The 15,551-nt window shown below is 69.3% G+C and carries 10 protein-coding genes; 1 reads left to right on the forward strand and 9 read right to left on the reverse strand.

Annotated elements, in window-relative coordinates:
- Positions 1-15: 15 nt before the first annotated feature.
- The 9 genes from ACFHWU_RS05615 to ACFHWU_RS05655 form a co-directional block, all read right to left on the reverse strand.
- Positions 16-2,202 (reverse strand): UvrD-helicase domain-containing protein, encoded by a 2,187-nt coding sequence (locus tag ACFHWU_RS05615; protein ID WP_416589959.1) that lies wholly within the window; start codon positions 2,200-2,202, stop codon positions 16-18.
- Complete coding sequence (locus ACFHWU_RS05620; RefSeq protein WP_416589960.1) at positions 2,199-8,657, reverse strand: DEAD/DEAH box helicase; 6,459 nt, start codon at positions 8,655-8,657, stop codon at positions 2,199-2,201. The genes ACFHWU_RS05615 and ACFHWU_RS05620 overlap by 4 nt, the downstream gene beginning before the upstream one ends.
- Before the next feature lie 65 nt (positions 8,658-8,722).
- Positions 8,723-9,877: a hypothetical protein gene (locus ACFHWU_RS05625; RefSeq protein WP_416589961.1), complete on the reverse strand. Its 1,155-nt coding sequence runs from the start codon at positions 9,875-9,877 to the stop codon at positions 8,723-8,725.
- A 6-nt stretch (positions 9,878-9,883) separates the two neighbouring features.
- Positions 9,884-11,062: a hypothetical protein gene (locus ACFHWU_RS05630; RefSeq protein ID WP_416589962.1), complete on the reverse strand. Its 1,179-nt coding sequence runs from the start codon at positions 11,060-11,062 to the stop codon at positions 9,884-9,886.
- A gap of 215 nt (positions 11,063-11,277) precedes the next feature.
- The gene (locus ACFHWU_RS05635; protein WP_416589963.1) at positions 11,278-12,702 is read right to left on the reverse strand and encodes a B12-binding domain-containing radical SAM protein; all 1,425 of its coding nucleotides are present in this window, start codon (positions 12,700-12,702) and stop codon (positions 11,278-11,280) included.
- 138 nt (positions 12,703-12,840) lie between these two features.
- Complete coding sequence (locus tag ACFHWU_RS05640; RefSeq protein WP_416589964.1) at positions 12,841-13,311, reverse strand: hypothetical protein; 471 nt, start codon at positions 13,309-13,311, stop codon at positions 12,841-12,843.
- Positions 13,265-13,834 (reverse strand): EVE domain-containing protein, encoded by a 570-nt coding sequence (locus tag ACFHWU_RS05645; RefSeq protein ID WP_416589965.1) that lies wholly within the window; start codon positions 13,832-13,834, stop codon positions 13,265-13,267. Before ACFHWU_RS05645 ends, ACFHWU_RS05640 begins: the two co-directional genes overlap by 47 nt.
- 78 nt (positions 13,835-13,912) lie before the next feature.
- The gene (locus ACFHWU_RS05650) at positions 13,913-14,110 is read right to left on the reverse strand and encodes a DUF397 domain-containing protein (RefSeq protein ID WP_416589966.1); all 198 of its coding nucleotides are present in this window, start codon (positions 14,108-14,110) and stop codon (positions 13,913-13,915) included.
- Positions 14,107-15,003 carry a DUF5753 domain-containing protein gene (locus tag ACFHWU_RS05655; RefSeq protein WP_416589967.1) on the reverse strand — a complete coding sequence of 299 codons (897 nt, stop codon included), beginning with the start codon at positions 15,001-15,003 and terminating at the stop codon, positions 14,107-14,109. Before ACFHWU_RS05655 ends, ACFHWU_RS05650 begins: the two co-directional genes overlap by 4 nt.
- 137 nt (positions 15,004-15,140) lie before the next feature.
- Between ACFHWU_RS05655 and ACFHWU_RS05660 the strand changes: the two genes are divergently transcribed.
- Positions 15,141-15,464, forward strand: coding sequence for a hypothetical protein (locus tag ACFHWU_RS05660; RefSeq protein ID WP_416589969.1), 324 nt, complete (start codon positions 15,141-15,143; stop codon positions 15,462-15,464).
- Positions 15,465-15,551: the final 87 nt, after the last annotated feature.

The following is a 15,551-nucleotide window of genomic DNA, read 5'->3' on the forward strand; positions in this document are numbered from 1 at the left end:
TTCCGCTGCCGCCCGTTAGTCTTCAGTCGCCCTACGCTGGACAAGTCGGCTGGTGAGGAACGGGCTCGGTGTGCCGTGCCAGCAGACGACGAGTTCATCACGGGCGCGGGTGGCCGCCACGAATAGCAGCGACCGGTCGCGCTTCCGTTCCCGCTGGTACCGCTTGGGGTCGGTGGCCCGGTACCGGTTGATCCGCTGCCGGGGCACCAGCCCGTCGCTGACCCCCGCGATGATCATCCGCTGGTACTCCAAGCCCTTGAACCGGTGCATGGTCCCGACGTGGACGCCGTCGGGCCGCTTCGGTCCGTCCCGGCCAATCTCCCCGACGGGTACGCCGTCCGCCGCCAGCCGGGCCATTACCTCGGCCGCCATTCCCTGGGTTGGTACGCAGACCGCGACCGAGCCGTCTTCGGGGCTTCCCCAGTCACGCAGTTGCTCGGCGATCAGGTCACGCTCCTGGGCCCAGGTGGCGGCACCTTGCAGAACCGGTCGGGCACCGCGCAGCACTGACCGGTACCCGGCGAGAGTCTCCTCGCCCCCGTCGAGGTCGTCGTAGACCTCGCCGGTCATGATTTCCAGCGCGTCGACGAGGATCTCTCGGGTGGTGCGGTAGCTGAGTGTCAACCGGCGGGAACGCCCCCGGATGTTGATGCCGAGGCTGCCCAGCGTGACGTGGTTGTCGTAGATGCGCTGATGTGTGTCACCGGCTAGAAACATGTCGTTGGGACCGGATGCCACCATCGCCCGCAGCAGCTTCCAGTGCGCGGCGCTGAGATCCTGGGCCTCATCGACGACGACATGCTGGTACCTGGGCCGGTGAAAGCCGCCTGACGAGTCGCTGGCGGAGTTGGCGAGGGCGACCCGGTCCATCTCCAGCCGCGCCGCCCGCTGGGCGACCTGCCGCCAGGTCCACAGACCCTGGCCGTCCAGCCAGCTGACGAACCGTTCGGTGATCTGCCAGATCCGGTCCCGCTCCGCCCGGCTCAGACTGCGACCCCGGTTGGGGCGGCGAGCCCGGAAGTAGTCGGTACGCGAGGCGAGCACCTGCCCGAGGATGACATGGTTCCACTCGGCGGCCAGGAACTCGGCGTCCCAGTCCGTGGTGCCGGTCTCGGCCAGGTACTGCTCCCACAGCCGCAGCACTCGGTCGTCGTCGACGATCCGCCGGCTCCCGCCACCGTTGGCCTCGGCGACCACCCGGCCCGCCAGCCGGTCGATGTTGACGATGTCAACCCGCTCGACAAGCTTCTCACCGCCCAGCGCCAGTAGCCGGGTGCGCAGGTCAGCGGCGAGATTGCGGTTGAAAGTGGTGAGCAGGACCGGCTTGTCGATGCCTGGGGGGAGCTGCCTGACCAGGTGGGCGACTCGGTGCAGGGCGACGATCGTCTTGCCCGTGCCCGGTCCGCCGCCGACCCGGGCCGGGCCGCGGAAGCTCTTCTCGGCGAGCTCGCGCTGGGCGGGGTGAAGGAAGACCTGCCACCGCTCGAAGGGCAGGTCGAGCATGGCCTGGAGGGCCTCGTCGTCGGAGGATACCTGGGTGGCGGGTCGCTGCAGCGCGGCGGTGAAGTCCTCCGGGTCCACCGACTCCTGGACCCGTACCGGTTCGGTGATGTACTCGCGCACTTCGTCGATCGGCCGGCCGTCGAACAGGGCGAGCAGCACGTCGACGGTGAGCTGTGGGGCCCGGTCGATCAGCCCGAGCAGGTCGGTTTCGGTGGCGAGTGCACGGATCTGCGGCAGCAGCGGCTCCGCGACGCCGAGCGAGACCAGTTGCTCATCGGTGTAGGCGTCGAACAGCGCCTTGCTGGCGGGCTCAGGCTCGGGCTCAGGCGGCAGGACCCGGCCGACGATGCTGTCGCCGACCGGGGTCAGGTCGACCACCTCGATGCCGCCGGTGACGCGGTTGATCCGGTACGCGTAGCGGTCGAGGTTGTCGTACACCTCACCCCGGTGCTTCACCGCGACGAGAAGATACTCGCGATTTTCGATATGCAGCAGCAGAGCCCGCAGTTCCCGGCTGATCCGGGCCGACATCAGTCGGGAGTCGCCATTCAGCGGCTTCAGATGCAGGCCCGGGTTGTCCGGGTTATCGCGGAACTTGTGCATGAACTCGTATACGGCGCCCTTGTCGGCCCGGGTGAGCTTCATGACCTCCTTGTCGGCCCGATCCAGCATCTGCAGACCCGCCCTGGTGTTCGTCATCCCTCTCCTTTGCCGTTGGCTGCGATCCGTTCCACCAGGTCGGCGACCGACCAGTCCCGGGCCGGTCGGGCGTGCCAACCGTCCGCCGCGTACGCCTGGTCACGCCCCTCAATTTCGGGGTCGTCGTCGGGCCCGGCCAGCACGATGGCGATCCGCTTGTCTGGCCAGGCGAGCTCGGCCTGCCAGCCCTGGTCGCCCAGTTCGTAACCGACGACCGGAGCGGGCAGGCCGTGGCTCGCCAACTGCCGAGCGAGCCGGTCCAGAGTGGTTTCGTCGCGGTCGAGGTAGCGCAGCACGTCCTGCCATTGCGTGTCGACGTCGTCCGGCGCCGCCTGCGGTGGTGTCGGGTCGGCGACCACCCCGAGCCAGGTGGCTGTCTCGTCGTCCAGCGGCGGCACGCGGTGGGTCGGCGCGACGCCGGTCTGTTCGGCGGCCGGCAGCAGCGCCGGGTCGAACGCGGTACCGAGCGCGGAGCGGGCCAGTTGCCGGCCGTCACCGTCGCCCAGGGCGAGGAACTGAATCACATTGCCCCAGGCGAGCCAACTGCCCCAGCGTCGCCGATGGCCCGGTTCGCCGACGCCGGTAGCCGAGTCGTCGATGGCGACCAAGGCCGACCAGGCCGGCGGCTGATGGCGGGTGTCGGCGAGCAGCGTCACCGGGCACCCGTCGTCGTCGGTGGCTCGCGCGACGATGATCCGGCCGGCGGTCTTCACTGGCAACGGTTCGTCTTGTAGCGCGGCGATCACGGCGTCCGGGACTCGGGCGGAATCCACCACGGTGTGCTCCCGGGCCTGTTTGAACAACCCGAAGACGACCGCCTGCGCCCGACGCCGCCACCGGTCCAGGTCGGGGTCGGCCAGGAAGTGCATCAGCTGGTCGATCGGGTTGGCCCAGACCGCGCGTTCCAGCTCGTCCGGGTCACCGCTGCCGTCCTGGTATGACGCTCGCGCGTTCCGCCGGCTGACCCCGCCGTACGGCGACCAGCGACCCGAATCTCCCTCGTCACCCCAGGAACGTGCGTCCTCCCAGGTCGCGGCGAAGACCAGGTAGTCGTGGTCGCGCAGCCGGGCCCGCTTGTCAGCGTCGTCAGCCAACCGGTTGTACGGGGGTTGCCCGTGGTAACGGAAGCCGTCGAGGTAGACGACGACGTCCGGTGACGACGCGTCGAGGCGTTTGAAGTGCACGTCCGGGCGGGTGCCACGGATGGTGTTCTGCAGCTTCATCTGCCAGCGGCTGACGTGTCGCCCGTCCGTGTCGGTGAAGGTCAGATCCGCCAGCCGGGCCCCGGCCCGGTCGGTACGGCGCTCGATGCGCAGCCTGGAGTCGGGTTGCTTGGGCCGGTCCAGCAGTTTGTTGAGAAACAGCAGCTCCAGCTCGCTCTCGACTTGGTCGATCAGGGAGATCTCGTCGGTCCGGGTGCCTTCCCGGATCTGCCAGCCGTCGAGCAGCCGTTCCAGCATCCCGAGCGCTTCGGCCCGACTCATCAGCGGGAACTCGTCGTCGCGGGCGTAGCGCAGCAGGCAGCGGTGGCAGACCGGCCGGCCCTCGTGCCAGCATTCGCAGCTCAGGATCCGGTCGCGGGCCAGTCGCAGCACCGAGCGGAACTCCTCGGGGCGGGCCAGCCGGTGCAGGTATCCGGTGCCCTGCGGTTGGGTGTCGAAGACGACGACGAAGTTTCGGGTCTCGCCGCTGCCGACCTCACCTGTGCGGCGAGGCGCGGTGTCGGGCATCGTGGCGAGCACCACCCGCAGGTGGGCAGGGTCGCCGCCGTACCGGGCGGCGATGCCGAGTCGGATGGCGGCGGCGAAGGAGACCAGTCGCTCGCGCACGGCGGCGGTCACCGCCGGGATGAGGATCCGCAGCGCCTCGGTTTCCAGCTCGTGGGCGAGGATCAGGCTGACGTGGTTGGTCGGCCCGGCTGCTGTCCGCCGGTGCGGGCACCACGGCCGGTGGTGTTCGGCGCCCTGCGGGACGGTAACGCCGGAGTCGTGGGCGGCGACCTGTTGACTGGTGGCAGGCTCGCCGTCGACTGTGGTGCCGCCGCAGGCGGTGCAGGTGTGGAAGTGGTTGATCCGTACTTCGTCGCCGGCGAACAGCTCGGTGGCCCGGTCGTAGCGTTGAGCGCCGAGGTTGAAGTGTCGGATCACCGCCCGGCGACTGTAGTCGACGCCGAACGTGTCGCGGGCGTGTCGCCAGGAAAAGTCAATCTGCTCCGGGTCGATGTCGACCGCGACGGTGGTCGAGTAGTACCGGTGTTCGCGGTCGTCGCTGTCGTCGCGGATCCGGGCGTCGTCGCGTTTGTCCCGGCTGAGCACTCGGGCCGGTCGCAGCACGTTGAACAGTCGTCCGTGGTCGGCGATGCCCCGGTCGAGGCAGCGTGGGCAGGCGCTCAGGTCCTCGGCCGCCAGGTGGGTGCGCACGTAGCCGCACTGGGCGCACACCCGCCACTGCCGGTACGCCGGCCGGTCGGGGGTGCCGACGTCGAGCCCGGAGATCTCGTGCCGGTAGCCGCGTACGTAGTAGTTGTTGCCGGGGGCGAGTTCGCGCAGTGCCTGGCGGGCCGGTCGGTCGTACTCCCGCAGTTCGCTGCGGAACCGACGGTCGCCCTCGCCGCTGCGTTCCTCCCAGGTGAGGGTGGCTTCCAGCGCGGTACGGGTGTCGATGAGGGCGTAGTTGGGCAGCAGCCCGAGCTCGACCATGGCACCGTGCGCGGCAGCCGAGTTGATCTCGTTCATCCGGTTACGGACGGCTTTCGCCTCGGATCTCAGCTGTTTCAGCTCACGGGCGTGGCCCGGGTCGGTCCTCACCAGCGTGCCGCGGGTCTGCCGTATTTCGTCGAGGCGACGGCGCAGGTCGGACAGCCGGTCGTCCCAGGACTGTTCGGCCTCGGCCACCCGGTCGCTGATGCCGCCCCGGGCGAAGTCACGTAGCTCCTCGGCAGCGGTCGGCAGCACCCGGTCGCCGAAGAGCGCGAGGAATCCTTCGACGAGCCGGCTGGCGTCCCGGCGGGCGGCGTCGGCCAGCCCGGTCAGCCAGCCGGTCGGGCCGAACAGCAGATGGGCGCGGCGCGGCAGCGGCTGCGTCAGCCCGGGCACCTGGTCACGGGCGGCGAGATCGATCAGGTGGGCGAGGTACTGCCGACGCAGGATCTCCACCGCGGACAGGAAACAGCCCGGCGGCACGATCTGCCCGGCGATCATGTCGCGCGGTGAGGTGAGGTAGTAGCGGTCCCGTTCCTTGCGGCCGAGCAGGGTCAGCACCAGGGCGTTGCCGCTGCGGCGACCGGCCCGCCCGGCGCGTTGCACGTAGTTGGCCGGGCCACGCGGCAGTGACGCCAGCACCACCGCCGACAACGCCCCGATGTCGATACCCAGCTCCAGCGTGGGTGTGCAGGCCAGCACGTTCGGGTCGGTGTAGCGCACGCCGTCGCGGAACTGCCGCTCGACGGTTTCCCGCTGCGCCCGGGTCAGCATGCCGGTGTGCTCACCGGTCACCACCCGGAACACCGGCCGGTGCAGGTAGAGCCGGCGGTAGTAGTCGTCTGGGGCGGTGCCGTCCAGGGCCGGGCGCAGCCGGCCGGAGCAGCGGTACTGCCGGCACGGCTGGCCGACCCAGTCGACCACCCGATCCGGGTGTTCGGTCTGCTGCCAGTGGCAGGTGTCGCAGCCGATTCCGGCGGCGACGGCCGCGTCGTCGTCCAGCCGGGTGACCCGCAGGTGGCCAGGGAGCAGCCCGTAGACGGTGTTGCCGCCCTCGGTGCTGCCGGCGGCGACGATCTGGGCGGCGGCGAGCGCGGGCAGCAGCCGGCTCAGGTAGCCGGCGGCGTCGGTCGGCTCCAGACCGAGGCAGCGGATCGCCCAGTCCTGGTACCAGTTGCCCTTCGCGGTGATCGCGTCGAACTCGGAGCGGGACTGCGGGCTGGCGAGCAGGAACGCCGGTGCGGACAGTCCCCGGGGGAACGCCGGCAGGCCGGGCGGGCGGCCGCCCCAGATCTGCCAGCGGGTGCCGCCCCGCTTGAGGTACGGCCGCAGCCACTCGTGGTAGACCGCTCCCCTGCTGCGCAGCCGCTCCAGCAGGCCACGTAGAAAGGCCAGGTAACGGGCGTCATCGGGCGGATCGGTGAGCTGCCCGGGGTCGGTGAGGTGCACGTCGCGGCAGAGCGCCGCCGCGCAGGCCGGGTCGTCGAGGGCGACCTCGACGGCGACGCTGCGGGTCAACTCCAGGGTGCGGCCCTGCCGGGCCCGCAACCCGGTCTCCATGATCGCGGCGAAGACGAGCCGTTCGGCGATCAACGTCCAGGTTTCCCGGTCGCCGGTGTGTTCCCCGGCGAGCAGCCCATCGACGCCGGGTTGGTCGTGCAGGTCGGGCGGGACGACGCTGGCCAGGGTCTGCGGATCGGTGGCGGCGGCGACCATGCCGGCGAGCAGGTCGTCGAGCCCGACCGGCTCGCCGGCCGTCAGCTGGGCGGCGAGCAGCGTACGCAGGGAGAAGCCGTAGGAGCGGCTGGCGACGAAGCCGGCCCGGTGCGCCGCGTCCTGCACGGAGTCGTTGAACAGCAGCGTCCTGCGTTCCTGCGCCGCCAACTCGCCGCTGGTGAACAGCTGGGTGATCGCCACCGAGGCCAGGGTGGCCAGGCCGGCACCGAGGAACCGGATGCCGTGGTCGAGCCCGCAGGACGGGCAGCGGTCCCGCTCGGCCGCCTCGACGTTGGTCAGCTCGCCGAGCACGATCACCGCGTCGTCGGTCATCTCCCGGTCGCGGAATCTGTCGAAGGGGCGGACCCGGTGGCCGTGCTCCAATACCAGCAGGGTGCGGGACCGTTGGCGTACCTCGTCGTCGGTGGCGGCGATGAAGGCTCGGACCCGGCGCTTGTCCCGCCCCACGCTGGCCCGGTAGGTCTTGTCCGGGTCGTCGTCCAGCTCGTGCGGGTCCTTCTCCGGCGACAGGGCCGCCCACCCGGACCGTCCGCAGTGCCGGCAGTAGATGGCGGGCAGCAGCTGGTGGCGGGCACCGGCGACGACCTCGTCGTGGTCTTCGGAGCCGACGAGTTCGAGGCTGCGGTGCGGTTCGCCGTACCAGCCGAACATGGGTCGTGGGGCGACGGCGCGCAACAGCCGGGAGACCGACCGCGCCCACAGGTGGGTCTCGATGTGCAGCAGTGGCCGGGTCGGGTCGTCCGGGTTGTGGGCCAGGGACAGCAACCCGACGAAACGGGCCAACGCCCGTGCGGTGATCTCCGGACGGGTCCGCAGCGCGCCGCCCCAGCCGGTGACGCTCTTGCGCGGCAGCACGTCGATGACCTCAGCGAGGGTACGCGGCCGGGGTCCGATGGCCTGGAGCACCGCCCGGGTCAGCGGGTGCCGGCGCAGCAGCCGGCCGAGCCGCGCCGGATCGGCGGCGCAGCGCTCACCGAGCAGCAGCTCGGCGGCGTCATCGGCGGCGGACCGACCACCGTCACCGTCGCTGTCCCGGATCGCGGCCAGCTCCTCGGGGCTGGGCAGCGGCAGGCCGTACTCCTGCTCGGCGACGAACTCGTCCGGGTCGTAGCGTTCCTCGCCGATCACCGAGGTGTCGTCGAAGGCGACGCCGAAGACCTGCTCGGCGACGCCGCGGATCGCGGTGCCGCCGTCCCGGCCGCCACCTTCGCCCAGGGTGGCGGAGGTGGCGACGGGGCAGATTGGGCCGAGTGGCCGGTCCGGGCGGGCCAGGTTGAGGGCGGCGGCGAGCCGCCGCAGCAGCATCGCCACGTCGGTACCCTGCGCGCCGTCGTAGGTGTGGAACTCGTCGAGGACGACGTACGCTGGGTCGGCGCCTGCCCACAGCGGCAGGTCGTCGGCGCGTTGCAGCAGCAGGTCGAGCATCTTGTAGTTGGTGATCAGGACGTCCGGTGGGGTGCGGCGCATCTCCGACCGTCTGGTCATCACGTGCGGGTATTCGACCGCTGCCACGTCACCGATGTAGAGCCCGGCGGTCACTCCGGCCAGCGCCGGGTCGGTCAGCAGCTCGTTGACACGCTGGGTCTGGTCGGTGGCCAACGCGTTCATCGGATAGAGCAGGACCGCCTTGACGCCGACGTGCCCGGCGGCCCGTCGCCGACGGCAGTGGTCGAGCACCGGGATCAGGAACGACTCGGTCTTGCCGGATCCGGTGCCGGTGGTGATCAGCGTCGGCTGCGCCGGGCCGTCCCTGGTGGCGAGCCGGGCGAACGCCCGGGCCTGGTGCAGGTAGGGCGTGAAGTCGGCAGGCGCCCAGTCCAGGTCCGCGCGCCAGTCACCCGTGGCGGGTCGGAACGGGGTGCGAATCCGCAGGTACGGGCCACGAAAGATGCCGTGCTCGGGGTGGGTCAGGAAGCGCTGCAGCCCGTCGCGCACCCGGTCCTCACTGAGCCCGAAGGTGGTGGTGAGGTACTGCGTCAGGGTGTCACGCAGGGTGTCGGCGGCGATGGTCGGCCTCATGACGCACTCACCGGGGCATGCTACTGCGATCACGCCAGGTGTCCGCATCCACCGTTGGGTCTGCGCTAACGGCGTCGCCAGACGACAACCGCGCCGGCCTTGGGCAGGATCCAGTCGTCGACGGAGATGGCGATGAACCGGGTGTCGTCGAGTCCGGGCGCGTACTCCACCGATGCCGGGCGGGTGAGGCCGAAGTAGTCCAGCGCCCGGATCCGGGCGATGTCCGAGACGGAGACGCTGATCGAGTAGGTCGCGGAGAACGTCGGTCTGGGTACTTCGAAGCTGAGCAGGTTGCCGTCCGCCAGGACCTTCGCGTTGAACGAGTACTGGACGAACAGGTCGGTCCGGTCGGCGAACTCCTCGGCCGGCGGAAACGCGACGTACTCACGCTCCAGGTCGTTCTTCTGGAACTGCACCTGCTGGCCGCCGAAGTTCACGCTCAGCAGCGAGAACCCCTCGTCCCACCGGCCGTCGAACTCGCCGGTCGACGGCAGCCGCCAGACCACGCCCATGTCCGGGGAGCGCAGGAGGCGGTCGTAGTCCTCCTGCCAGGTGCCGACCTTGAAGGTGAATCTGGTGCGCTTGACATCCGTCGTGTGGTAACCGAACTGGAGAAAGACGTCGTAGTAGTCGTGCTGTCGCCCGCTCGCCTCAGCGGTGTCCAGCCCGAACAGCTCAGCCCGCACCACCAGGTTGCGCCACCGCTCATGGGACTCGAAGACGTTGGTACGCAGCTTGCGTGCGATCACCGTCCCCAGGTCGGCGCTCCCACTGCGCAGCCGCGCGGCGTTTTCGATCACCCGGTCCAGTTCCTCGGGCGCGAGCCGGAGCGCTTCGATCCGCGAGCCCGCCGCCAACGACTGGGCCACCGCCGTGCGTACCCTGTCCTCCTGCTGCGCCAGCGCGGACCGCACCATCTCCATGAACCGGTCCTCCGCCACCTGATTCAGCAGCACCTGGAAGATGGTGATCGTCAGTCCGGCCTGGAACACCGCTATCCCGACGTCGTAGATCCGCAGCTTCGACCAGAGACTCGCCGGTGTCGAGATCGTCAGTGCCCCGTCGGGTCCGCTGGTGATGGTGGGGCTCTCCGAGGGAGTGATCAGGATCAGCAGCAACCCGACGGCCATCGCCAGCGTGCCGAGCAGCAGTCCCCGACTGCGGTACAGGTCGGAGAGCGCTCCCAGCAGGGTCCGGCGCGATGGCGTGAGGGGGTGCACGGAACCTCATCTCCGCGACGTACTGCCGCTCGGCGGTAGGTACCTGATGACCGGCTGGTTCGCCGCCTCGCTCATCGCGAGGTAGTGCCGCACGTTGGAGTAGCCGACCTGCTCACCGTCTCGGACGAACAGCGCCGATTCGCTGCCCAGGCGTTTGAGCACCGGTACGCCGACCTCGGCCGGCACGTCGGCCTGCCGGCACACCTCGACGAGTGAACGTCCCTCGTCCACCTGGTCGAGCAACACCACTTCGAGCGGGGTGAACACGTGCGACGGCAGATACCCGTCGCAGAAGCTGTCGAGCAGCGCCGTCGTGTCGTCGTTCCAGGTACCGCGCGGCAGGTCGAGCTGGCCGAACGTTCCGGAGAAGACCGCGATCTCCGCCGCGTGGATGCTGGCGCGTCCTCGATGGGCGAGCTCGACGAGACCCTCGATGCCGAACTCCCGGTACAGCAGGTTTGCCTGCCGGGTGTGGTCCCGGTAGAGCGACCAGAGCTTCGGTCGCTCCACTCCGTGACGGCCGTAGACAAGCACATTGCGCAACGCGGCCAGCGGCACAGCGGCGGTCGCGGCAAAGCAGGTGCCCAGCACCTCGGCTATTCCCTCTTCCAAGCCCATCGCGTAGATTTCCGGATCGACCCGGCCCGGCACCGTGTGGATGAGTTCGTGGGCGAAGAGCGCCTCGCTGTAGATCGGTCGGAGCGCGTCGCGCCGGAAGTAGACGCCGGGTCGGATGTCGTAGCGCTCCTCGTCCTCCCGGTCCGGCGCGAACGCCGCCCATCCGAACTGGTTGAACGGTGCGGGGAACTCGTCCACGATGTGCAGGTCCGATTCGCCCAGGTCCAGGCCGGCTTGGGTGAGCCTGGTCTTGATGGACCTGGCCGCCGCGTCGATCCGCTCCCGCACGGAGGATTCCGTATCGGGCAGCGGCGTCGCGGCGATTGTCCGCAGGTCCTCCGCGACGAGGGTGTGCAGCGCCGAGGCTTCATCCCTGACCGGCCCGTGCCCCTGCGACGCGAGGTCGTCGGCCAACGCCCGGAGCATCGCGGCTCCGGCCTCCGCGGTGACCACGGCGTCCAGGTCGATGCGCGCGGCGACGAACTCGACGAACCGATCGACGTTCGCGAACCTGCACTCCGCGAGGTACATGCCGCCGTACATGACATCGCGCACGGTCATTCCCACGATGAAACTCCCTCGTCAGCCGCCACCGCCGTTGCCATTGACCCAACCTCCGTCGCGCTTCATCGCATCATCACCCCCGTCTCCTCCTTGTCGTCTCGGCCGTGAGGTTTTCCGGTCGCAGCGTTGCCGCAAGTCGTGACGTCTGGATGGCGACCTCTGCGGTGACCTGTCCGAACGACGCGGCCAGCCCTTCCTCGGACACCTCGGACAGGCATCTACCGGCCGCCGACAGCCGCCGCGACCAGAGATGACGAGATCTCGTCCGAGTAGGCGCGCAGCAGGGCGAGGCGCTGATCCGAGGCCTCGTCATGACTCCGCGCGGCCTCGAACCTCTGCGACTCGCAGATCGTCTCGACCTGCCGGTACGGCGCGAGTACCTGGCGCATGCCGGAGTACAGGTGCGACACCAGATCATCGGCGAAGTCGTAGTAGACCCGGTAGCCGTCGGCCCGCAGCGCCAAGCCTTGCCGCTCGTAGAAGCGCAGCAGCGGGGCGCCCGGGTACAACTCAAGTCGGTTCGTGAGCCGACGGTAGTTGGTGATCCGGTTCCGCGCGAGGAAGGCGAGATTCTCCGCCACGCCGTCCAGCGTAGACGTCGGCTGGAACATGATGAAGCCCGTCGAGAAGTCGATGTTCAGCCGCCGCAGCGTGGCGATGGCGTCCTCCACCGCCGCTGTCGTGGTCCGCTTGCCGAAGAGTTTGATGTCGGGGTCCGTGGCCGACTCGATGCCGATCAGTAAATGCCGCAGCCCGGCCGACCGCAACCGGGCCAGAATCTGCTCGTCGATCTCGTCGACCCGGCACTCGATCGAGTAGGTGATCCGAAACGGCAGGCGGTCGAGCAGGTCCGCGAACTCGAAGGCGCGGTCACGCCCCTGACCCGCGCCGCCGAGGAAGTCGTCGTCGACGATGCTGACCGCGTCGACGCCGTGGACGTCGTGCAGGTAGGCGATCTCGTCAACGACCGACCTGGCGCTGCGGTGACGCCATCGCGGCAGTTCGTGGTAGCGATTGGCATAGTTGCCGGACTGGCAGAAGGTGCAGTGGGCGGCGCATCCACGACTGGTCGACATCGTGGCGTGCCCGCCCCGGTACGCCCCGGCGTCCGGTTCGCGGTACGCGAACGGCAGGTCATCGAGCCTGGCTACTGGCGGACGGGGTCCGGCGCTCATGACACCGGCGCCATCACGTACGTACAGGCCTTTCACCCCGCGGTCGTCCCGGTCGCTGAGCAGCCTCGACCAGACCTCGGCGATCACCTCATCGCCCTCGTACATGCATGCCGAGTCCAGCTCAGGGCAGTCACGCATGACGTCTTCCCACAGGAACTGGAGTCCCTGGCCGCCGATCATGTAGTAGGCGGCCGGGGCGTCACGGCGCAGCCAGCGGACCAGCTCGATCGCGTCGGAAGTCTGCCGCGTGAACAGCACTCCGACACCGACCAGGACCGCGTCGCGCGCGAACTGCCGAACAGCATCCGGAGGCGGCATCGGGCACTCGTCGATCACGTGCACGTCAGCACCCAGCTGGTGCAGCACCGCCGCCACGGCTCGAAGACCCAGGCTTTCGGCGGAGACGTACTCGCCATGGTCGTACGCTGGCGCGAGAAGCAGCGCCGACGGTCCACGTCGAACGGACACGGCATCCTCCGCCACCACCTGGCCCACCGCCGGTCCCCGACCGACCTCCCCACCAGATTAAAGTTCCGTCACCCGCCGAGCACTGTCGGAAATCATCAAGGTCACCTGAGGGGCCTCGCATCCATGCTGCGAACGGAGCTACCCCCGGAAGATGTTCTCCCGGTGCCACCTGAAGTAGCCAGCACTGGCCGGGGCATACACAACGATCTCTTTCCCGGCGAGCAGGTCGAGCCGTTCGGCAAGGGCGATACCAGCGTCGGCATGGTCGGCCGCGATGACCCGGCCGTCGTCGCCAACAGCGATGTAGCCGGCCTCGAACAGGGCGTCGCAGCCGAACAGGCAGGCCGGCATGGCGATGTTGTCCAGGTCGCGCAGCTCGTCGTCGCTGCACGCGGCCCGTTTCTTGATGTGCGCGGCCCAGAGGAAGCGCACCGGGTATCGCTGGCCGCACAGCGCGCAGGTCGCTTCAGCGGCTGACCCGAACAGCCGGCGGCGTAGGGACGCCTGTTCACCACGATGTTCCGCAGTGCCGACACGCCGGAGGTCGCCTTCGAAGGTGAAGTCACCGACCGCTGCGGACTCCTCGTCGGGTGCCGCCAGCCTGACCACCGGCGGGCTTCCGGAGGCGCGGGCACCTGGCAATGTCAGCAGCACGGCTCCGAAGGGTGTTGCGCCGCGATCCCCGACGTGTCGGAGCAGGGCTGCCCATTCCGTGTCGGTCACCCGGAACGGGCTGCCGGATGATCGCGCTGTCAGCGAACTGCGGATCCGCCGCCAGCTCGGCTTTGGGCACGGCATCGTCAACAAAGTTGCTGGTCAGGGTGATCGGTAGCAGCCAGCGGCGTTGCCCCCGGCCGAGCGCGACCGCCCACTGTACGCCGTCCGCCGCGTCGCCCGGGTCCTCCTCGGTCGGGCTGCCCACGACCTCACCCAGGCCGACGACGCCGGCGTTCTTGCCGCTGACCCACAACGCGAACCGGTCTCCGCTGGCGACCTCCGAGGCGTACCGCGTGATGGACCAGTAGCCCAGCTCCTGGCCAGAGGCGAAGAAGTCGTGGATCCGCCACCGCTCCGGGTTGCACTGCAACACCCACTGCGCCACTCGGCCTGCCTTCAACTCGTCACTTCGCACCGCCACCTACGCCGGAACGCCGGGCCACCGAGGTGTGGCCCGACGTACCCGGCACGAGCATTCCCGGCAGGTCGCCGGTCAGCTGGGGTCGGTTGCCTTGAGGGTGGTGAGGAAGCCGGTCCAGGCGGCCGGGTCGAAGGCGAGCGCGGGGCCGCCGCGGTCCTTAGAGTCGCGTACGCCGATGGTGTCGGCGCTGAGGCGGACCTCGACGCAGGCAGCGTTGTCGGAGCTGCGGGAGGACTTGAACCAGCCACTTACGGGGTCTTGCTCGGTCATTCCATCTCCTGGGCGACCTGGCGGATCAGGGCGAGGGACTCCTCGAAGCTTAACGCCCGCTCCAACGTCTCCCCGAAGGTAATCGTGTAGTCGGCGACCCGGCTCGACTGGTCGATGATGTCACTGGAGGTCAGCACCTCCTGCCAGACCAGATCCGGCACCCGCGTCGACGGGAACGACAAAATCTGAAACGGCCCACCGAGCGCCGGGTACGCACCGGCGGAGTACGGAACGATGTGGATCTGGAACTGCTCCGGCTGCCGGGTCATCAGGTCCGTCAGGTGGTCGAGCTGGGCGCGCATCACCTCGGGGCCGCCGACCTGCTGCCGGATCGCCCCTTCGCCGAAAATCGCGGTGACACGCAGCGGCGGGTCTTCGGCGAGCCGGCGCTGCCGGGCCAGGCGCACCTCAATGCGCTGCTCGGTCTCGGTGAGCCGGACGTAGGTGTTGCCGCCACGCAGGATCGCGCGGGCGTACGCCTGGGTCTGCAGCAGGCCGTTGATGAGTTCGCCCTGGTAGGTGCGAATGTGGTCGGCGCCCGCTTCGTAGCCGAGGAAACGCAGGAACTCGGCCGGGAAGAGCTGCTTGTACGTGTGCCACCAGGCGCGGGCCATCGCGCCGACCCGCAGCGCCTCCAGCTCGGCGGCCTCCTGGTCGTCGATCTCGTAGATCTTGACGAGCTGGGCGAGCCGGTCGGCGGGGAGTTTGACCTTGCCGATCTCCACTCCGGAGACGTACGCCTGGGTGATGCCGCTGCTGCGGCCGACACCGACGGCGGTCATGCCCAGCTCCTCGCGGCGCTCGCGTAACCGGAGGCCGAGCTCCATGGCCTGCACGGTGGGCGACATGGCGGCGCTGGTAGGTGTCTTACGTGTCCTCGGTGCACGTGCCATCGGTGGCCTCCCTCGCGATTGGATGGTGACCACAACATCACACCAGGTGATCATGAACAACACAAGGGGTTGATATAACTTTCCTGTCGCGCGATGCTTCCTCCACAGAGCAGCATGAGTTGGTCAAGGAGGGCACAGTGGCAGGACAGTTGGCATGGGTGGACGGCGAGCAGCACGAACGGTACGGATTCTCGCTGTGCCAGGTGATCAACCCAGGTACGGTCAACGAACGCTACGACCTGCTCGGGGTCATCGAGGTTCCGTTCGACCAGCGCCACCCCGAGCGTGTCGCCGACCAGCTTCACACGTGGGCCGTCGCCACCCTACGGGCCGCCGGGTACGGCATCGGCCACTACCTCGCCGAGCTGACCGGCCTCGACGAGGACGGCGAACCGTGGCACCACATCCGGCACGAACACATCAACTGGTCAGGCACCGCCGTGCTGGTGCCCCAGACCTGACCGCGCGCTGGCGACGCGCAGCGCCCCCACTCGCCGACAGCCGGGTCTCAGTCGGCCGACTCACCGACGGGAACGGAAACCCGCAGG

This window comes from Micromonospora sp. LOL_015, assembly GCF_048060275.1.
GTDB lineage: Bacteria > Actinomycetota > Actinomycetes > Mycobacteriales > Micromonosporaceae > Micromonospora_E.

Excerpts from the sequence above, each read along its gene's own strand:
- ACFHWU_RS05655 (WP_416589967.1), bottom strand. The coding sequence starts at position 15,003 with ATGGCACGTGCACCGAGGACACGTAAGACACCTACCAGCGCCGCCATG.
- ACFHWU_RS05650 (WP_416589966.1), bottom strand. The coding sequence starts at position 14,110 with ATGACCGAGCAAGACCCCGTAAGTGGCTGGTTCAAGTCCTCCCGCAGC.
- ACFHWU_RS05620 (WP_416589960.1), bottom strand. The coding sequence starts at position 8,657 with ATGAGGCCGACCATCGCCGCCGACACCCTGCGTGACACCCTGACGCAG.
- ACFHWU_RS05615 (WP_416589959.1), bottom strand. The coding sequence starts at position 2,202 with ATGACGAACACCAGGGCGGGTCTGCAGATGCTGGATCGGGCCGACAAG.